Annotated in this window: 15 protein-coding genes; 5 read left to right on the plus strand and 10 right to left on the minus strand. The window is 69.6% G+C overall.

What is annotated here, in order from left to right; translation table 11 throughout:
• Positions 1-29: 29 nt before the first annotated feature.
• The 3 genes from ACOQFS_RS21550 to ACOQFS_RS21560 all read right to left on the minus strand — a co-directional run bounded on the left by ACOQFS_RS21550 (position 30) and on the right by ACOQFS_RS21560 (position 3,556).
• On the minus strand, positions 30-935 hold the full coding sequence (locus ACOQFS_RS21550) for a DMT family transporter (RefSeq protein ID WP_421564907.1): 906 nt from the start codon (positions 933-935) through the stop codon (positions 30-32).
• Positions 936-949: 14 nt separating this feature from the next.
• Positions 950-2,173: a tRNA preQ1(34) S-adenosylmethionine ribosyltransferase-isomerase QueA gene (queA, locus tag ACOQFS_RS21555; RefSeq protein ID WP_421564859.1), complete on the minus strand. Its 1,224-nt coding sequence runs from the start codon at positions 2,171-2,173 to the stop codon at positions 950-952.
• Positions 2,174-2,275: 102 nt separating this feature from the next.
• Complete coding sequence (locus tag ACOQFS_RS21560; protein WP_421564860.1) at positions 2,276-3,556, minus strand: HD-GYP domain-containing protein; 1,281 nt, start codon at positions 3,554-3,556, stop codon at positions 2,276-2,278.
• Between the two features lie 153 nt (positions 3,557-3,709).
• Here ACOQFS_RS21560 and recG point away from each other — a divergent pair, with 153 nt between their 5' ends.
• The 4 genes from recG to ACOQFS_RS21580 all read left to right on the plus strand — a co-directional run bounded on the left by recG (position 3,710) and on the right by ACOQFS_RS21580 (position 7,939).
• A complete protein-coding gene (gene recG / locus ACOQFS_RS21565; protein ID WP_421564861.1) occupies positions 3,710-5,854 on the plus strand; it encodes an ATP-dependent DNA helicase RecG in 2,145 nt (714 codons plus the stop codon).
• Between the two features lie 4 nt (positions 5,855-5,858).
• Positions 5,859-6,824 (plus strand): LysR substrate-binding domain-containing protein, encoded by a 966-nt coding sequence (locus ACOQFS_RS21570; protein WP_421564862.1) that lies wholly within the window; start codon positions 5,859-5,861, stop codon positions 6,822-6,824.
• A gap of 107 nt (positions 6,825-6,931) precedes the next feature.
• Entirely contained in the window at positions 6,932-7,435 is a 504-nt protein-coding gene (locus tag ACOQFS_RS21575) for a Dps family protein (RefSeq protein WP_421564863.1), read from the plus strand.
• Between the two features lie 135 nt (positions 7,436-7,570).
• Positions 7,571-7,939 carry a response regulator gene (locus ACOQFS_RS21580; protein ID WP_421564864.1) on the plus strand — a complete coding sequence of 123 codons (369 nt, stop codon included), beginning with the start codon at positions 7,571-7,573 and terminating at the stop codon, positions 7,937-7,939.
• Between the two features lie 166 nt (positions 7,940-8,105).
• Here the strand turns inward: ACOQFS_RS21580 and ACOQFS_RS21585 are convergent, their stop codons facing one another.
• Genes ACOQFS_RS21585 through ACOQFS_RS21600 form a run of 4 tightly spaced genes read right to left on the minus strand, consistent with a single transcriptional unit; the run spans position 8,106 to position 14,299 of the window.
• Positions 8,106-9,236 carry a hybrid sensor histidine kinase/response regulator gene (locus ACOQFS_RS21585; RefSeq protein WP_421564865.1) on the minus strand — a complete coding sequence of 377 codons (1,131 nt, stop codon included), beginning with the start codon at positions 9,234-9,236 and terminating at the stop codon, positions 8,106-8,108.
• A gap of 50 nt (positions 9,237-9,286) precedes the next feature.
• Positions 9,287-9,898, minus strand: a complete 612-nt coding sequence (locus ACOQFS_RS21590; RefSeq protein WP_421564866.1) for a chemotaxis protein CheB — start codon at positions 9,896-9,898, stop codon at positions 9,287-9,289.
• Positions 9,898-10,734: a CheR family methyltransferase gene (locus ACOQFS_RS21595; protein ID WP_421564867.1), complete on the minus strand. Its 837-nt coding sequence runs from the start codon at positions 10,732-10,734 to the stop codon at positions 9,898-9,900. The genes ACOQFS_RS21590 and ACOQFS_RS21595 overlap by 1 nt, the downstream gene beginning before the upstream one ends.
• A gap of 55 nt (positions 10,735-10,789) precedes the next feature.
• Complete coding sequence (locus tag ACOQFS_RS21600) at positions 10,790-14,299, minus strand: response regulator (protein ID WP_421564868.1); 3,510 nt, start codon at positions 14,297-14,299, stop codon at positions 10,790-10,792.
• Positions 14,300-14,468: 169 nt separating this feature from the next.
• Between ACOQFS_RS21600 and ubiA the strand changes: the two genes are divergently transcribed.
• Positions 14,469-15,383 carry a 4-hydroxybenzoate octaprenyltransferase gene (gene ubiA / locus ACOQFS_RS21605; protein WP_421564869.1) on the plus strand — a complete coding sequence of 305 codons (915 nt, stop codon included), beginning with the start codon at positions 14,469-14,471 and terminating at the stop codon, positions 15,381-15,383.
• 45 nt (positions 15,384-15,428) lie between these two features.
• On the opposite strand, the gene proC is transcribed toward ubiA, so the two are convergent.
• The 3 genes from proC to ACOQFS_RS21620 are packed head-to-tail and all read right to left on the minus strand — an operon-like array spanning position 15,429 to position 19,105.
• Complete coding sequence (gene proC / locus ACOQFS_RS21610) at positions 15,429-16,259, minus strand: pyrroline-5-carboxylate reductase (protein ID WP_421564870.1); 831 nt, start codon at positions 16,257-16,259, stop codon at positions 15,429-15,431.
• Between the two features lie 36 nt (positions 16,260-16,295).
• Complete coding sequence (locus tag ACOQFS_RS21615) at positions 16,296-17,492, minus strand: ABC transporter substrate-binding protein (RefSeq protein WP_421564871.1); 1,197 nt, start codon at positions 17,490-17,492, stop codon at positions 16,296-16,298.
• Positions 17,489-19,105: a methyl-accepting chemotaxis protein gene (locus ACOQFS_RS21620; protein WP_421564872.1), complete on the minus strand. Its 1,617-nt coding sequence runs from the start codon at positions 19,103-19,105 to the stop codon at positions 17,489-17,491. The genes ACOQFS_RS21615 and ACOQFS_RS21620 overlap by 4 nt, the downstream gene beginning before the upstream one ends.
• Positions 19,106-19,112: the final 7 nt, after the last annotated feature.

Genomic DNA, 19,112 nt, shown 5'->3' on the forward strand with positions numbered 1-19,112 from the left:
GGGGCATGTTTTTGCCCTGATTCAGGTGCTCACCGCGTCTCGCGCACCGTGAGCCAGGCGCTGGCCGCGCCGCTGAGCACGATGGCGGCGATGCCCGCCATCGACCACGCATCAGGCACATGGCGGTACACCAGCCAGCCGCCCAGCATGGCAAAGCCGATCTGCGAATAGAGAAACGGCGCAATCGTCACCGGCGAGGTGCGTGCGTAGGCGTTGAGCAGCAGCATGTGGCCGACCGCACTCGACAGGCCCATCGTGAACATGCCCGCCCACAGCCAGGGATCGGTCACCGGCTGCCAGACAAAGGGCACGCCCAGTGACACCAGCAAGGTGGCGACCCAGCTGGTGTACAGCTGCGTGGTGGCCGGCTGTTCCTGGCCCGCCATCTTGCTGCTGAGCACCTGGTAGCCCGTGCCCGCTGCCAGCAGGCACAGCGGCCACAGCAGGGCCCCGGCGAAGGCGTCGCCGCCCGGGCGCAGGATGGCCAGCGTGCCGCCCAGCCCGGCCGCCACCAGCGCCCAGCGCGCCGGGCCCACGCGCTGGTGCATCCACAGCGCGGCCACCACCGTCACGCACAGCGGCGTGGTGGCCACCACGGCGGTGAATTCCGCCAGGGGCATGTGGATGATGCTGAGAAAGCCGAACAGGCTGGTGGCCGCGAACAGCGCTCCGCGCAGGGCCTGGAAGCGCGGCTGCGTGGTGCGCAGCGCCCGCGGGCCGAAGCGGCGCAGCACGAAGGCCGTGGTCAGCAGCGACTGGAACAGGTAGCGCAGCCACAGCGCCATCAGCAGCGGCACGCCGGCACTGACGATCTTGGTGGCCGTGTCCAGCAGCGCAAAGCAGGCGCAGGCGGCCACGGTGAAGGCAATGCCCGCCACCGCCGCGCGCTGGCGCTGGCGCCGCGACGCCCCGGGTCCGCCATCGTCGTCCGGCACGCGGGGGGCGGGCGTCACGCGGGCGTGCCCGGCGTGGCGCGCTCCAGCAGCATCGCGTCGCCGTAGCTGAAGAAGCGGTACTGCTGCGCGATGGCGTGGCGGTACAGGCCCATGATGTGCGCGTAGCCCGCGAAAGCGCTCACCAGCATCATCAGCGTGCTCTTGGGCAGGTGGAAGTTGGTGACCAGCAGGTCCACCACGCGGAAGCCGAAGCCCGGCGTGATGAAGATGTCGGTGTCGCCCGAGGTGAGGCCGGAGCGCGCCCACGACTCCAGCGTGCGCACCGTGGTCGTGCCCACGGCCACCACGCGCCCGCCGCGCTGGCGGCAGCGCTCCAGCGCGGCCAGCGTGGCCAGGGGCACCTCGTACCACTCGCTGTGCATCCGGTGCTCGGCCAGGTTCTCGGTCTTGCAGGGCTGGAAGGTGCCGGCGCCCACGTGCAGGGTGACGCTCGCGCGCTCGATGCCGCGCGCCGCCAGGTCGGCCAGCACACCTTCGTCGAAGTGCAGCGCGGCGGTGGGCGCGGCCACGGCGCCGGGCGCGCGCGCAAACACGGTCTGGTAGCGCTGGCTGTCCTCGGCTTCATCCGGATCGTGGTCGGCGTTCTGCTGGCGCTCGATGTAGGGCGGCAGCGGCAGGTGGCCGTGGCGCTCCATCAGCTCCCAGGGCGACTCGCCCGCCGGGCCGTGCAGCGCAAAGCGGAACAGCGGGCCGTCGTCGGCCGGCCAGCGGCCCAGCAAGGTGGCGTCAAACCCGCCCGCGTGGCGGCCCCCGGCCATGTGCACCGTGCTGCCGGGCAGGGGCTTCTTGCTGACCTTCATGTGGGCGACGACTTCGTTGCCCGCACCGCCAGCGGTGCCCGCCGTGCCCTCCGTGCCCTTCGTGCTATTGCCAGCCTCGGCGGGCAGCACGCGCTCGATCAGCAGCTCCAGCTTGCCGCCGCTGGCCTTCTCGCCAAAGATGCGCGCCTTGACCACGCGCGTGTCATTGAACACCAGCAGGTCGCCCTCGCGCAGCAGGCCCGGCAGCTCGCGGAAGATGCGGTCGGCGGGCTGCATGGCCCGGCCGTCCAGCAGGCGCGATGCGCTGCGCTCGGCAGCGGGGTGCTGGGCAATGAGTTCGGGGGGGAGCGAGAAGTCGAAATCGCTCAGGCTGAACACGCGGGGCGCGTGCGGTGCGTGGACAGCTTGAGGCGCTTGGGGCGCGGCGGCCGGGGCGCCGGGGGAGAGGTCGGTCATGGTGCTTGAGGGCCGAACGGGCCCGTGCCAAGGAAATTGCAAGAAGGGCCGCGATTGTCCCACGGCCCCACGCCTGCCCCGGCGCGTGGACTGCAGAGGGTGTTACCAGGCCTTCTCGGAGAACCCCGACCACAGCTCGTTGAGGTCCGGGAAGCGCCACTTGTCCGGGTCTTCGCGCGCCACGATCTTCTCGTGGCAGCCCGGCGCGGCCAGGTCCACCACTTCGGGCGGAATGCGCAGGTCGGACTTGGTGGAGAAGAACACCTTGACCTGGGGCGTGGTGAGGGCGGTGGGCGCCTGCTCGGTCACCACGCCGATGCGCCCGGAGGTCAGCCGCACCAGCGAGCCCACGGGGTAGATGCCGATGCTCTTGACGAAGGCCTGGAACATGCGGGCGTCGAAATGGTCGTTGGTCCACTCGGCCATGCGGCGCAGGGACTCCGAAGGGTCCCAGCCCCGCTTGTACGGGCGGTCGGAGGTGACGGCATCGTAGACGTCGCAGATGGCGGTCATGCGCGCGATCACGCTGATGTTCTCGCCCTTGAGCTTGTCGGGATAGCCCGACCCGTCGATCTTCTCGTGGTGGTGCAGGCAGGCGTCCATCACCGCATCGGACACGCTGCCGCCCTCCTTGAGCATGTGGTAGCCCTCCACCGGGTGGCTGCGCACCACGGCGAATTCCTTGTCCGTCAGCTTGCCGGGCTTGTTGAGCACCGACAGCGGAATGGCCGCCTTGCCCAGGTCGTGCAGCAGCCCGGCCATGCCCGCCAGGCGCGTCTGGTCGTCATTCAGCTTGAGCTGCTTGGCCAGCGCCACCATCAGCGCGCACACCGCCACCGAATGCATGTAGGTGTAGTCGTCGGCCGTCTTCAGGCGCGCCAGGCTGATGAGCGCGCCGGGGTTGCGGGTGACGGAGTCTGAAATCTCCTCCACCAGGCTCTGCGCGCCGGCCGAGTCCACCGCGCGGCCCAGGCGGACCTCGTTGAACATCGACACCACGGCCTGCCTGGAGCGCACGCAGACGGCCGCAGCCATCTTCAGCTCGCTTTGCATGTCGGTGGGCCGGCGGTCGCGCACGGGGGGCGGGGGCGGCGGGGGCAGGGTCACCTGCAGCGGCGGCAGGTCTTCCAGGCGGCTGAAGTCGGTCTCGATCTGGGCGTCGGCCTCCTCGCGCGAGACGGAGGCCGTGCCTTCCGCCACGTCCAGGCCCTTGGACGTGTCGATCCAGCATTCCTGGATGGCAGTGGAGCGGATGCGCTCGAGGTCCTTGGGGTCCTTGAGCACGAACTTCGCACGCCAGAACGGGTGGTCCATCCACGAGCCGCAGAACTCGTGCAGGTACATGCCCAGGGTGAGATGCTGAATTTGGATGCGCTTGAGCATGGTGGAAAAAGCCCGGGGCGTACAACGCCGGGGAGAACCTTGATTTCCGTCATTCCCCAAAGGCGTTAGCAATGGTAACCATGGTAGCCTTTTTGGCCTGCCGCGCCTTGGCGTTTTCCCCGCACTCTGCCCTGTTGTTTGTTGCCTCCGTTCATGCCAGCCACCGCCCGACCTGCCGCTTCCGCCGCCCCGCCACGGCCTTCTGGCAGCACGGCCACGGTGGCGCAGAAGGCGCTGCTCAAGCTGGGCCTTGCGCGCGACATCGACCTGGCGCTGCACCTGCCGCTGCGCTACGAGGACGAAACCCGCATCACGCCGCTGGCGAACGCGCGCGACGGGCAGGTGGTGCAGATCGAGGCCACGGTGACGGCCAGCGAGGTGCAGCTGCGCCCGCGCCGCCAACTGCTGGTGCAGGTGGAAGACGGAACGGGCGCCTGCGAGCTGCGCTTCTTCAGCTTCTACCCGTCGCACCAGAAGACGCTGGCCGTGGGCGCGCGGCTGCGCATCCGCGGCGAGGTCAAAGGGGGCTTCTGGGGGCGGCAGATGATGCACCCCGCGTTTCGCCAGGCCGGCGGCGAGCTGCCCGCCGCGCTCACCCCGGTCTACCCCACAACGGCCGGGCTGCCGCAGCCCTATCTGCGCCGCGCCATCGTGGGGGCGCTCGCGCGGGTGGACCTGTCGGAGACACTGCCCCCGGGCGCCGAGCCGCCGCTTGGCAACTTTTATGGCAAAAATGGCCCTCAGCGCTTATTCAGCCTGCGTGAGGCGCTCACTTTTTTGCACCACCCCACGCCCGACGTGGCGCTGTCCACGCTGGAAGACCACAGCCATCCCGCCTGGCAGCGGCTGAAGGCCGAAGAGCTTCTGGCGCAGCAGCTGTCGCAGCACCAGTCGCGCCGCGAGCGCGACCGGCTGCGGGCCCCCGTGCTGCGCCCCGCCCCCGCGCCGGCCGGCACGCTGCCCTTGCACGAGCAGCTGCTGGCCGCGCTGCCCTTTGCCCTGACCGCCGCCCAGCGCCGCGTGGGCGAGGAGATCGCGGCCAACCTGGCGCGCCCCGTGCCCATGCACCGGCTGCTGCAGGGCGATGTGGGGTCGGGCAAGACGGTGGTGTCGGCCCTGGCCGCCTGCCTGGCCATGGACGCCGGCTGGCAGTGCGCGCTGATGGCGCCCACCGAAATCCTGGCCGAGCAGCACTTCGCCAAGATGATCGGCTGGCTGGAGCCGCTGCTGGCCGCGCGCGGCCGCCAGGTGGCCTGGCTGGTGGGCGGCCAGAAGAAAAAGGAACGCACCGCCATGCTGGCCCTGGTGGCCAGCGGCGAGGCCGCGCTGGTGGTGGGCACCCATGCGGTGATCCAGGAGCAGGTGCGCTTCAAGGCCCTGGCGCTGGCCATCATCGACGAGCAGCACCGCTTTGGCGTGGCGCAGCGGCTGGCGCTGCGCAAGAAGCTGGCGGACCACGGGCAAGAACCCCACATGCTGATGATGAGCGCCACGCCCATCCCGCGCACCTTGGCGATGAGCTACTACGCCGACCTGGATGTGTCGGTCATCGACGAGCTGCCCCCGGGCCGCACGCCCATCGTCACCAAGCTGATTGCCGATAGTCGCAAGGACGAGGTCATCGAGCGCATCGGCGCACAGGTGGAGGCCGGGCGGCAGGTGTACTGGGTGTGCCCGCTGATCGAGGAGAGCGAGGCGCTGGACCTTTCCAACGCCACGGCCACCCATGCCGACCTGAGCGAGGCCTTGCCGGGCGTCATGGTCGGCCTGCTGCACTCGCGCATGCCCGCCGCCGAAAAGAAGGCCGTGATGCAGCTCTTCACCAGCGGGCAGATGGGCGTGCTGGTCAGCACCACCGTGATCGAGGTGGGCGTGGACGTGCCCAATGCCTCGCTGATGGTCATCGAACACGCCGAGCGTTTTGGCCTGAGCCAGCTGCACCAGCTGCGCGGGCGCGTGGGGCGGGGCGCGGCCGCCTCGGCCTGCGTGCTGCTGTACGCCACCAACGACAGCGGCCGCGTGGGCGAAACCGCCAAGGAGCGCCTGCGCGCCATGGCCGAAACCCACGACGGCTTCGAGATCGCCCGCCGCGACCTGGAGATCCGAGGCCCCGGCGAGTTCCTGGGCGCCCGCCAGTCGGGCGACGCGCTGCTGCGCTTTGCCGACCTGGCCACCGACACCCACCTGCTGGACTGGGCCCGCGAACTGGCCCCGCAGATGCTGGATCGGTATCCAGAACTGGCGACGAAACACGTGGCGCGCTGGTTGGGTGGAAAATCGGACTATCTCAAGGCCTGACACCATGACCCTCACCGAACTCAAGTACATCGTTGCGGTGGCCCGCGAGAAGCACTTCGGCCATGCGGCCGATGCCTGCTACGTGTCGCAACCCACGCTCTCGGTGGCCATCAAGAAGCTCGAAGAAGAGCTGGACGTGAAGCTGTTCGAGCGCAGCGCGGGCGAGGTCACGGTGACGCCGCTGGGCGAGGACATCGTGCGGCAGGCGCAGAGCGTGCTGGAGCAGGCGGCGGCCATCAAGGAGATTGCCAAGCGCGGCAAGGACCCGCTGGCCGGGCCGCTCACGCTGGGGGTCATCTACACCATCGGGCCCTACCTGCTGCCCGAGCTGGTGCGCCAGTCCATCAGCCGCACGCCGCAGATGCCGCTGATGCTGCAGGAGAACTTCACCGTCAAGCTGCTGGAGATGCTGCGCACGGGCGAGATCGACTGCGCCATCCTGGCCGAGCCTTTTCCGGACACGGGCCTGGCGATGGCGCCGCTGTATGACGAGCCCTTCATGGCGGCCGTGCCCAGCACACACCCGCTGACGGCACGCAAGTCGGTCACGGCGGCCGAGCTGAAGAGCGAGACCATGCTGCTGCTGGGCGCGGGGCATTGCTTTCGCGACCATGTGCTGGAGGTCTGCCCCGAGTTCGCCCGTTTTGCGAGCAACGCCGAGGGCATCCGCAAGTCGTTCGAGGGCTCGTCGCTCGAAACCATCAAGCACATGGTGGCCGCGGGCATGGGCGTGACGCTGGTGCCGCGCCTGTCGGTGCCGCGCGATGCGCTCTTGACCGTGTCGCGCCGGCGCAAGAGCGATGAAACCTACATCCGCTATCTGCCCATCCGCGAGGAGGACGGCAGCCCGCCGCCGATGCGCCGCGTGGTGCTGGCCTGGCGCCGCAGCTTCACGCGCTACGAGGCCATCGCCGCGCTGCGCAACGCCATCTACGCGTGCGAGCTGCCGGGCGTCACGCGCCTGTCCTGAGGGCCGCGCAGCAGGGCGCTGCATGGCACCGAACTCCACACGGGCTGCTCTGCCGGTTATCGTTTCACCGTTTCTTTTCATCCACCTTTCACTTCAGGAGCATGACCATGGCCAAGGCCTCGAAGACCCCCGCCGCCCCCCGCATCAACATCGGCATCAGCGAGAAGGACCGCGCCGCCATCGCGCAGGGCCTGTCGCGCGTGCTGGCCGACACGTACACGTTGTACCTCACCACCCACAACTTCCACTGGAACGTGACGGGCACGATGTTCAACACCCTGCACACCATGTTCATGGAGCAGTACACCGAGCTGTGGAACGCCGTGGACCCGATCGCTGAGCGCATCCGCTCTCTGGGCCATGTGGCGCCAGGCTCTTACGCCGAGTTCGGCAAGCTGGCGACGGTGCCGGACGCGCCTTCGGTGCCGCCCAAGGCGCTCGACATGGTGCGTGTGCTGGTCGAAGGCCATGAGGCCGTGGCACGCACGGCGCGCAGCCTGTTCCCGCTGGCGGACAAGGCGAGCGACGAGCCCACTGCGGACCTGCTGACGCAGCGGCTCACGGTGCACGAGCAGACGGCCTGGATGCTGCGCTCGCTGCTGGAGGAGTGATGGGGGAGCTGGCCGCGCCCGGGCAAATGGCGTTCTGTCCTACACGCTGTCACGGCGATTGTCCTGATGATCCGGGTTTTGGCGGCGGTGCCGCCCTGCGGCCTCGCTCTGTGGGCCAGTTCCTCCCTGTGATCTATGCGAATCCTGTACGTTGAAGACAACCCGGAGCTGCGCGAGACCATCGGCCTGCTGATGGAAGGCGATGGTCAGACCGTCACGTCCTGCGCGTCTGCCGAGGAGGCGCTGGAGCTGGACGCCGCGCAGCCCTTCGACCTTCTCGTGTCCGACGTGAGCCTGCCAGGCCTCTCGGGCACCGATTTGGCCAAGAAGCTTCTGGCCGAAGATCCGCTGCGCTGGATCGTGCTCTGCTCCGGCTACGAACTGGGCGCCTACCCGGGATCCTGGGGCCCCAATGTGCGCACCCTGCTCAAGCCGTTCGAGCTGGAAGAGCTGGAAACGCTGCTGGGCACCATCCGCGAAGCCGTCGACGGCGGAGCGGCGTGATCTGAAGAAGGGCCTCAAGAAGGCCCGCACTTTCGCGGCCGACGCAGCCGCCGCATCCCCTCTTCCATGGCGCCCGCACGCGCCCCGGTGTTCACGACCTCACCCTGGGCCGCGCGAGCAAACCACAGGCTCGCTCACCCGCTGCCGCGCGCAGCGATTCCTGGCTTCAGCGGGCGGCCGGGGGCGTGGGCGGCGGCGACACGCGCGGCAACTCCACGGTGAAGCGGGTCGTGCCGCCGGTGGACTGCACCTCGATGCGCCCCCGGTGGGCGCGCACGATCTGGTGGGCGATGAACAGGCCCAGGCCCAGGCCCTGGTGCTGGCCGGGCTCGCGGTGCCGCCCCCGGAAGGGGTCGAACAGGTGGGGCAGCAAATCTGGCGCGATGGTGCCGCCGTTGGCCACGGTCAGGGTCACGGTGCCGGCCTGCGTGCCGTCCGCCGCCACCAACACCGGCTCGGTGGGACAGCCGTGGTGCATGGCGTTGCCCACCAGGTTGGTCACCACCTGGCTCAGCCGGTCTTCGTCCCACACCCCTGCGAGGTCGCCCTGCACGATGGATGAAATCGTGCGGTCGGGAAAGCTGGACTGCACTTCGTCCAGCGTGCGCTGCACCAGGGCGTCCAGTGGCGTGGGGCGGAGCTGCAGCGGCATGCCGCCCGCCTGCCGGATGCGCGTCACGTCCAGCAGGTCCTCGATCATGCGGCCCATGCGCTGGCTGCTGGCCAGCACGCGGTCGGCCATGGTGCCGACCTTTTCCGGGTCGGGCTGGCGCTTGAGCACGGTGGCGGCCGCCGTGATGGACATGAGGGGCGTGCGCAGGTCGTGGCTCAGCACGGCCATGAACATCTCGTTGATGCGCAGGGCCTCGGTGCGCTCCTTGAGCTCTTGCGCCTGCGCCTGCTTGTGGCGCTGCAGCTCGAAGAACACGCTGGCCTTGGTGACCAGCATGTGCGGGTCGATGGGCTTGTAGAGAAAGTCCACCGCGCCGCTTTCGTAGCCCCGGAACTGCCAGTTCTGCTCGCGCGAGCCCGCAGTCATGAAGATCAGCGGGATGTGGCGGGTGCGCTCGCTGCCGCGAATCAGTTCGGCCAGCTCGAAGCCGTTCATCTCGGGCATCTGCACGTCCAGCAGGGCCAGCGCCACGTCGGTGTGGCTCAGCAGCAGCTCCAGCGCTTCGTGGCCCGACTGGGCCTTGAGGATCTCCAGGCCATCGCGCTGCAGCAATGCCTCCAGGGCGATCAGGTTCTCCTGAACGTCGTCGACAAGCAGGCACTTGATGCGGTCGGTCTGTGGCATGGACGGGGCAGCGGCGGAAACGGTCAGGTGTGGATCAAGGGGCCAAGGTATCACAGCAGGCCCTCGCGGTGGAATTGGCCCAGCAGGGCGGCGATGCCGTCGGGCGCCAGCGCATGCGGAACGGGCGTGCGGGCGAGCGCCGCCAGGGGCATGGTGGGAACGGGTGCGCTGGCCGGGTCCTGCACCACCGCCAGTCCGCCGCTTGCGGCGATGGTGGCGATGCCGCGCGCCCCGTCCTCGTTGGCGCCCGACAGCAACACGCCCAGCAGGCGCTCTCCGAAATGGTCGGCCGCAGACTCGAACAGCACGTCGATGGCAGGGCGCGAGAAATGCACGAGGGGGTCCACCGAAAGCGCCAGGCGCGGACCCTCGTCCACCAGCAGGTGGTAGTCCGGCGGCGCAAAGTACACCGTGCCCGGCGCGAGCTGATCCTGGTCCTGCGCTTCCTGCATGGGCAGCGCACAGCGCTGGCGAAAGATGTCGGCCAGCAGGCTGGGCCGGTCGCGCGGCAGGTGCACCACCACCAGCACCGGCACGCGCAGGGGGGCAGGCAGCGTCGGCAGGATGCGCATCAGCGCGTCGATGGCGCCGGACGAGCCTCCCACCACCACGGCGTCGTAGCCACGGGGCGCGGGGTTGCCGGGGGGCGGGGTCGGCCGCATCACAGGCCCGCCTTCTTGCGGTAGATGCGGTCTTCCAGCACGAAGTCGTCAAACGCCTCCGAATGTGCCGAAAACCGCAGCGATTCCTTGGAGCCCAGGCCCAGGAACCCCCGGTGGCACAGCGACTCGCGGAACAGGCCCAGCGCGCGGTTCTGCAGGTCGCGCTCGAAGTAGATCAGCACGTTGCGGCAGGAGACGAAGTGCATTTCTGCAAACACGCTGTCCGTGGCCAGGCTGTGGTCCGAGAACACCATGTGGTCGCGCAGCGACTTGTCGAACACCACGCGCCCGTAGCGCGCGGTGTAGTAGTTCGACAGCGAGCCGCGTGCGCCCGACCGGCTGTGGTTCTCGGTGAAGGCCGCCACGCGCGCCACGTCGAACACGCCGGCCTCGGCGGCCCGCAGCGCGTGCGGGTTGATGTCGGTGGCATAGATCAGCGTGCGCTCCAGCAGCCCCTCTTCGTGCAGCAGGATGGCCAATGAATACACCTCCTCGCCCGCGCTGCAGCCGGCCACCCAGATCTTGAGCGACGGGTAGGTGCGCAACAGCGGCACGACCTCGTTGCGCAGCGACTGGAAGTAGCTGGGGTCGCGGAACATGTCGCTCACCTGCACCGTGAGGTATTCGAGCAGCGCGGGAAACACCGGCGGCTCGTGCAGCACCTTGTGCTGCAGCTGCGACAGCGTGGCGCAGTCAAAGTGCAGCAGGGCCGTGCCCAGCCGCCGCTTGAGCGACGCCTGCGCATAGCCGCGAAAGTCGTAGTGATAGCGGTGGAAGATCGCGTCGATCAGCAGGCGCTGCTCGATGTCGGCGGTGCGGGCGATGCGGTGGGGCATGGCGGCGTGAGGGACGGCGGCAGGTGCGCGCGGTGAGGGGCGGGTGGGTGGGCGGCTACTTGGGCATCCACACCCGCACCAGCGACAGCAGCTTTTCCACGTCCAGTGGTTTGGAGATGTAGTCGTTGGCCCCGGCGGCCAGGCACTTTTCCTGGTCGTCCTTCATGGCCTTGGCGGTGAGGGCGATGATGGGCAGGCGGCGCCACTCGGGCTGGCTGCGGATGGCGCGCATGGCGGTGTAGCCGTCCATCTCCGGCATCATGATGTCCATCAGCACCAGGTCGACCGGGTGGCCGTCAGGGTTGCTGGCGCGGGCCAGGGCGTCCAGCGCCTCGCGCCCGTTGCGCGCAATCTCCACGCGGATGCCCGTGGGTTCCAGGATGCTGGAGAGCGCGAACACGTTGCGCACGTCGTCCTCCACCACCAGCACCGTGCGACCTTCCAGCACCGACTCGCGGCTGCGTGCCACCTGCAGCATCTTGCGGTGCTCGGCCGATAGCTCGGATTCGACCTGGTGCAGGAACAGCGTGACCTCGTCGAGCAGGCGTTCGGGCGAGCGCGCGTCCTTCAGGATGATGGACTTGGAGAAGCGCCGCAGCTGCAGCTCTTCATCGCGCGACAGCGCCCGGCCGGTGTAAACGATGACCGGCGGGAACGAGACGCCGTCCTGGTCGGTCATCTGCTGCAGCAGCTGGTAGCCGCTGAAATCCGGCAGGTTCAGGTCCATCACCATGCAGTCGAAGGTGGCGCTGCGCAGATGCTCCAGGGCCTCACCGGCCGTCCCGGCGCAGACGATCTCCACATCGTCGCTGCTGAGCAGGTGGCGCACGCTCTCGCGCTGGCGCTCGTCGTCCTCCACCACCAGCACGCGGCGCAGGTTCTGCGTGAACTTGGCCTCCAGCCGCTGCAGCGCCTGCACCAGCTCGTCGCGCTTGACGGGCTTGAGCGCATAGCCCACCGCGCCGCGCCCGAGGGCCTCCTGCGAATAGTCGGCCCCCGACACCACGTGCACGGGGATGTGGCGCGTAGCGGGGTTGCGCTTGAGCTGGTCCAGCACCCCCAGCCCCGAGAAGTCGGGCAGGTTGATGTCCAGCACGATGGCGCTGGGCAGGCTGCGCAGGGCAAACGCCAGCCCATCGGCGGCGTTGTGGGCCACGTGGCATTCGAAGTCCATCTCGCGCGCCAGCTCGCACAGCACCTCTGCAAAGCGCTCGTCATCTTCGATGACGAGGATGCTGCGCGCACCCGCGCTCACGGGCAGCATGCCCACGCCGGCTTCCAGCACCGCGCGGGCCGACGCCTGCAGTGCCGCGTCGGCGGGCAGCGCCGGCACAGGGGTTGGCTGCGCAACGGCTCCTGCAGCGGCTGGCACGGGCGGGGCCACGGACGGGAGGGCCGGCTTGCGTGCGCCTGCCGCGCCCTCGGCGGTGTCGTCGCTGGCCGCTGAGGCCGGGGGGTCGATGCGCTCGGGCAGCACCAGGGTGAACACGCTGCCCTGGCCGGGCGTGCTGTCGACCGTGATCGATCCGCCCAGCAGCTGCGCCAGGTCGCGCGAAATCGACAGGCCCAGGCCGGTGCCGCCGTACTTGCGGTGCGTGCTGCCGTCCGCCTGACGGAAGGCCTCGAAGATCAGCTCCTGCTGGTGCTCCGGAATGCCGATGCCCGTGTCCTTCACGGCAAACGACAGCGTGCCGTCCGGGTTGCGCGACACATGCAGCGCCACCGATCCTTGCTCGGTGAACTTGAGCGCGTTCGACAGCAGGTTCTTGAGCACCTGGCCCAGTCGCAGCGGGTCGGTGACCATGCGGGGCGGAACGTCGGGCGCCACAGTGGCCGTGAGGGCCAGGCGCTTTTCCTGGGCCAGCGGGCGCAGCGGGTCGATCAGGCCCTGCAGGGCCTGGGCAATGTCCACCGGCTCCACCGACACGGTCGCCTGCCCGGCCTCGATCTTGGCCAGATCGAGAATGTCGTTGATGAGGGCCAGCAGGTCGTTGCCGGCGGCATAGATGGTCTCGGCGTACTTGACCTGGTCCGCGCTCAGGTTGCCGGGCTTGTTGTCGGACAGCAGCTTGGCCAGGATGAGCGTGGAGTTCAGCGGCGTGCGCAGCTCGTGGCTCATGTTGGCCAGGAACTCGCTCTTGTACTGGCTGGCCTGCTCCAGCTCGCGCGTCTTGTCGGTCATGGCGCTCTGGGCGCGCAGCAGCTGCTCGCGCTGGTATTCCAGCTGCTGGGTCTGCTCTTCCAGGTGGGCGTTGCTCTGCTCCAGCTCGGTCTGCGCCACTTCCATCTGCGCCTGCGATTCCTGCAGCACGCGGCTTTGCTGCTCCAGCTCCTCGTTGCTCACGCGCAGCTCTTCCTGCTGCGTCTGCAGCTCTTCGGCCTGGCGCTGGGTTTCTTCCAGCAGGCTCTGCAGGCGGTTGCGGTCGATGCCCGAGCGGATGGCCACCGCCAGCATCTCGGACGCACGCTCCATCAGCGTGCGTTCGGCCTCGCTGACCGGGCGGTTGAAGCCCAGCTCGATCACCGCATACACCTCGCGGTTTTCCATGGCGGGGGCCAGCAGCAGCTCCGCCGGGCTGGCCTGCCCGGTGCTGGAGGACACCGGCAAATAGCCTTGCGGCACCTCGCGCACGTGCATCAGCTGGCGCGAGCGCGCGGCCTGCCCCACCAGCCCTTCGCCGCTGAGCAGGGTGTTGGCCAGCCGCTCGCGGGGCAGGGCATAGCCGCCGATCAGGGTGAAGCTGCCATTGGCCTCGGCCACATAGCCCGCGCCCACCTGCGCCCTGAGGTAGGTGGCCAGGTAGTCGAGGGCCTGTTCGCCGAGTTCTTCGAGCCGGTGGTCTCCCTGCAGGCGCAGGCCCAGCCCCGTCAGGCCCGCCGACACCCACGACTGGCTGGCCTTGGCCCGGTATTCGCGCGCCGTGAGCGCCGCCGAGATGCAGATGAGCACCAGCAGCACCATCGAGCCCGTGGCCGAATAGGTGTTGGAATTGGCGGCTGCATCCACCCATTGCTGGCGGCGCAATTCCAGTTGCGCTTCCTGTTCCACGCGCAGTTTGTCCGCGAGGTCGCGCAGGCGGTCCATGATGTCCTTGCCCGTGCCGCTTTGCACCAGGGCCATGGCGCCCACCGCGTCCCCCTTCTTGCGCAGCGAGATCGTTTCGTTGAGTTCGCGCAGTTTCTGCAGGGACAAGTCGTCGAGCTGTGCCACCAGCTGCCGATGCACCGGATAGGCTGCGGTGCCCTTCTTGAGGTTGTCCATGTATTCGTGCAGCGACGCCACCGCCATGTCGTACGGCTGCAGGTACGTGGGCTCGCCGGTCAGCAGATACCCGCGCTGGCCGGTTTCGGCGTCCTTCATCGCCGAATGGAACAGGTTGAGCTGGCGCATGGCGAACGCGGTGCGGTCCATGGCCCGCACGGCGTCGGCGCGCGTCTCGGCAGACCGGAAGTTGACGATGGCGATGACCAGGGTGGCGAGGGCCGCCACCACGAAGCCGGCAATCACGGACCGGGGTACGGCAAAGCGGGTGGCGGCTTGGGGGCTGCTCGGGGATGCAGTCATGCGGTGCTGGTCCGTAAGGTCAAAAGAACGGGGACTGTACCGGGTTTGTTTCCTTTTGTACGTCAGCCAAAGCCGCGTCTTGCGGCGCGCGCCGGCTGCTACATTCGGTGCGCCCGCGCGCCTGCCGGGCGCGTTTTCTTTGTCCATCTGCCCGATTTCCCTGGCGCCCATGTCATCCACCCCGCCCCCCCCGCACGCACCGCGCTCATCGCAACCAGGCCGCCTTGCCCTGTACCTGGACCTGATCCGCTGGGACCGCCCCGCAGGCTGGCTGGTGTGCCTGTGGCCCACGCTGAGCGCGCTGTGGATCGCGGCCGAGGGCTTTCCGGGCTGGCACCTGCTCATCGTGTTCGTGCTGGGCACCATCCTGATGCGCAGCGCGGGCTGCTGCGTGAACGACGTGGCCGACCGCGACTTCGACAGGCACGTCAAGCGCACCGCGCAACGGCCCGTGACCACCGGCGCGGTGAGCGTGAAGGAGGCGCTGGGCCTGGGTGCGGTGCTGGCGCTGCTGGCCTTTGGCCTGGTGCTGACCACGAACAAGGCGGCCGTCCTGTGGTCGGTGCCCGCCGTGCTGGTGGCCATTGCCTACCCGTTCACCAAGCGCCTCATCGCCATGCCGCAGGCCGTGCTGGGCATCGCGTTCAACTTCGGCATCGTCATCGCCTTTGCCGCCGTGCAGGGCAGCGTGCCCGCCGTGGCCTGGTGGATGTGGCTGGGCAACCTGTTCTGGGTGCTGGCCTACGACACCGAATACGCCATGGTCGACCGCGACGACGACCTGAAGATCGGCATCAAGACCTCGGCCATCACGCTGGGGCGCTTCGATGTGGCGGGCATCGTGCTGTTCTATCTGCTTTTCCTGTCAATCTGGGCCCTGGCGCTTGCCCCGTATGCGCTGGGTGCTATCTTCCATATAGCAATCGCAGCCGCACTCGCGCAGGCCGTGTGGCACTTCACGCTGATCCGCACGCGCACCCGCGAGGGCTGCTTCAAGGCCTTTCGCATCAACCACTGGCTGGGCGCCACGGTGTTTGCGGGCATTGCGGGCAGCTATCTGCTGCGCGCAATGCTCTCAAATTAGTAGCTATCAGCGCTTGATGGATAAGCGCTGAAGGCCAAAAAGGCTTCAAGCGCCAAACTCGTTACCCAGTTCGAGCGCGCGCTGCTCGGCTGCGCGCATCGCGGCCTCGAAGGCGGCGGAGACGCCGCTGGCCTCCATGGACTGCAGCGCCGCATAGGTGGTGCCGCCCTTGGACGTGACGCGCTCGCGCAGCACGGCCGGCGGCTCGTCCGAGCGGCGGGCCAGCTCGGACGCGCCCACAAAGGTGCCCACGGCCAGCTGGTGTGCCTGCGCGGCCGTGAGGCCCATGGCGGCGCCCGCGCGCGTCATCGCTTCGAGAAAGTAAAAGACATAGGCCGGGCCCGAGCCCGACAGCGCCGTCACGGCATCGAGCTGCTTTTCAGTATCCACCCACAAAAAGTCGCCCGTACTCGCCAGGATGGTCTCGACCTGGGCGCGCTCCGCTGCGCTCACCGCCGGGCGGGCGTAGATGGCGCTCATGCCCTTGCCCACCAGGGCGGGCGTGTTGGGCATGGTGCGCACGATGCGCTCGCTGCCCAGCCACAGCGCGATGCTGTCCGAGCGGATGCCGGCGGCCACGCTCAGGTGCAGGGCGTCCGCCGTGTGGGCGTGGGCCTGTGCGGCGGCATCCTTGAAGGTCTGGGGCTTGACGGCCCACACCACGGTGCGGGCGCGCTGCAGCAGGGGCCCGGCCTCGGGCTGGGCCGTGATGCCGAAGTTCTTGAGCAGGGCTTCACGCGCCGTTTCCCAGGGCTCCACCACCTCGATCTGGTCGGCCGCAAGGCCCTGGCGGATGAGGCCGCCAATGATGGCGCTGGCCATGTTGCCGCCGCCGATGAAGGCGATGGGGGAAAGCAGGGATGCGGAGGTAGGCATGGGGCAGCGGCGAAAAGTCGTGAAAAGGGGTGAATGTTATTCGGTCAGGCGCCCGTTGGCGCGGTAGATGCCCAGGGACATGTGGCGGGAGGCCACGCGCGAGCCGGGCGCCAGGCGCAGTGCGAAATCGCCCAGGTCCAGCACCACGCCCCGGTCCAGCGCGCGGCGCACGCCAGCGGGGCTCGCGTCGTCGCCGGCGGCGCGCAGCGCGGCCACGGCAAAGCGCAGGTTCATGCAGCCTTCCATGCTCAGCAGCGACAGCTCTTGCCCGGCCTCGGCCATGGCGGCCTGGTATTCGCGTGCGGCGCGGCGCGTGCCGGTCCAGGGGCTGGGGTAGAGCACGGCCGTCAGGATGCCGGCCACCTGCTCCTTGAGCTGCCCGGTCAGCACCCGCCCGCCCACCACATTGAGCACCGCCACCCGGGCCGATGCCCCGGCGGCCTGGCGGTATTGCGCAATGAACGCGGGTGCGGCCGTGCCGGCGGCGATCAGCACCACGGCATGCGGTTCGGCCTGGCGCACCTGCGCAATGGCGGCCTCCATGCCGGCGGCGTCCTGCCCCAGGTTCACCACGGGCGTGGTCTGGCCGGGCTGCTGGAACGCCTTGAGCGCGCTGGCCAGACCCGCCTTGCCGAAGGCGTTGTCCTGCACCACCAGGGCGATGCGCGTCATGCCGATGGTGGGCAGCATGCGCGCGAAGCCCGCAAACTCGTCGCCATTGCTGGCCTTGGTGTGAACCACCCAGGGGCTCGCGCCCTCGGGCGTGCGCAGCACATCGGCGCCGCTGGAGGTGCCGATGGCAGGAATCTTCAGCTCGTCCAGCACCGGCTGCATGGCCAGCATGGGGCCGGTGCCCACCAGGTTCACGAAGGCCGCCACGCCCTGGCCCGCCAGCGTGCGCAGGTTGGCTGCGGCGCGCGGGGCGTCGTAGGCGTCGTCCAGATAGGCGATGCGCAGCGGCCGCCCGCGCACGCCGCCCGCCGCGTTGACCGGAGCCAGGCAGGCGTCGGCACCCTTGCGGTACTCCTCGCCGTATTCGGCAAACGGGCCGCTGAACGGCGCGGTGGTGCCCAGCGTGATGGCGGCCGCTGCGGGCTGGGCCTGGGCCCGGGCCGTGCCGGGCAGGGCGCACACCGTGAGGGCGAGGGCCAGGCCACTGGCGAGGCGGCGGGTGATGTGGCGTGCGACGTGGCGTGCGGCGTGGCGTGCAATGTGGCGGGTGGACGGAATCATGGTGCCGTGAGCCTTTCTTGCCGGGCCAGCGCAGCGGCCGGTGGCCGCAGCCCCGGTGCGCGGGCGGTTTCCTCATCGATCACGAAGCGGCGCACCGTGTGGGCCAGCGCCTGGGTCTGGCTGCGCAGCGCGGCGGCGGCGGTGCTGGCCTCGTCCACCAGCCGGGCGTTGTCGCGCGTGCCGCCTTCCATCTGCGCCACGGCCGCATGCACCTGGGCCACGCCCTCGCTCTGCGCGTGGCTGGCCTGGGCGATGGCGTCCACACTGCCCACCACTTCGCCCACGCGGCGCACCACCTCGCGCATGGTGTCGCCGGCCTGCGCGACCAGGCGGCTGCCGCCTTCCACGCGGGTGCTGGAGTCTTCGATCAGCGCCTTGATCTCCCGCGCCGCCTGGGCCGAGCGCTGGGCCAGGGTGCGCACCTCGGCGGCCACCACGGCAAAGCCCCGGCCCTGCTCGCCCGCGCGCGCGGCCTCCACCGCCGCGTTGAGCGCGAGGATGTTGGTCTGAAAAGCGATGCCATCGATGGTGCCGATGATCTCGGCCATGCGGCGCGAGGCGCCCTGGATGGAGCCCATGGTCTGCACCACCTGCGCCACCACGTCGCCGCAGTCGCGTGCCACGCCGCTGGCGGACTGGGCCTGGTCGCGCGCCTGGCGGGCGTGCTCGGCGTTGCTCTGCACCTGCTGCGCGATGGTGTGCATGGCCGCAGTGGCCTGCTCCAGTGCGCTGGCCTGGGCCCCGGTGCGCCCGGCGAGCTCGGCATTGCCCTGGGCGATGCGCGCCGCGCCGCTGGCAATGTCGTCCGAGCCCGAGCGTACATCGCGCACGATGCACGCGAGGCTGGTGTTCATGCTGCCGAGCGCGGCCAGCAGCTGGCTGGCCTCGCCGCTGCCCTGTGCATCGATGCGCTGCGTCAGGTCGCCGGCGGCCACGCCCTCGGCCACGCGCACCGCGCGTGCCAGCGGCCGGGCAATGGCGCGCGCCAGCAGCACGCCCAGCAGCAGCGCCAGCGCCACACCGGTGCCCACGGCGGCGATGGTGAGCCCGCGGATGCGCGCATAGTCGGCCTGCGACGCGGCGTGCAGCGCCTCGCCTGCGGCCTGCTGCTCGCGCATCAGCGCGTCCAGCGTGGCGCGCGCGGGCTGGTACAGCGGCACCAGGGTCTGGCCGTACAGCTCGGTGGCGCCGGGCAGGTTCACGGCGCGCAGCGCCTCCACCGTCGGCTGCACGCCCTCGGCGGTGAAGCGCCGGTATTCCTGCGCAAAGCGCACCGCCAGGGCGCGCTCCTCGTCGCCCAGCGCCCCCTGCTCATAGGCCTGCCACGCCCCTCGGCCCGCTGCGAGCAGCGTGGCGAGCGCGGCCAGGTCGCGGTCGATGTCGCTGGGGTCCGCAAGGGCCGAGACCACGCCGTAGCGGCCCATGTCCAGCGCGTGCGTGACCTGGGCGAGCTGCTGCATGGGCACCATGCGTCCGGCCACCAGCGCCTGCAGCGCGGCATTGCTGCCTTGCAGCGCATGCAGGCCGAACGCGCCCGCGGCAACGAGCAGCAGGCCCAGCACGCCGACGAGCGCGAGCAACTGGGTCCGGATGGGAAAGCGTGCAAGCAGCATCAAAGCT

The sequence above is a fragment of the Paracidovorax sp. MALMAid1276 genome (assembly GCF_049198005.1).
In the GTDB taxonomy this organism is placed as follows: Bacteria; Pseudomonadota; Gammaproteobacteria; order Burkholderiales; family Burkholderiaceae_C; genus Acidovorax.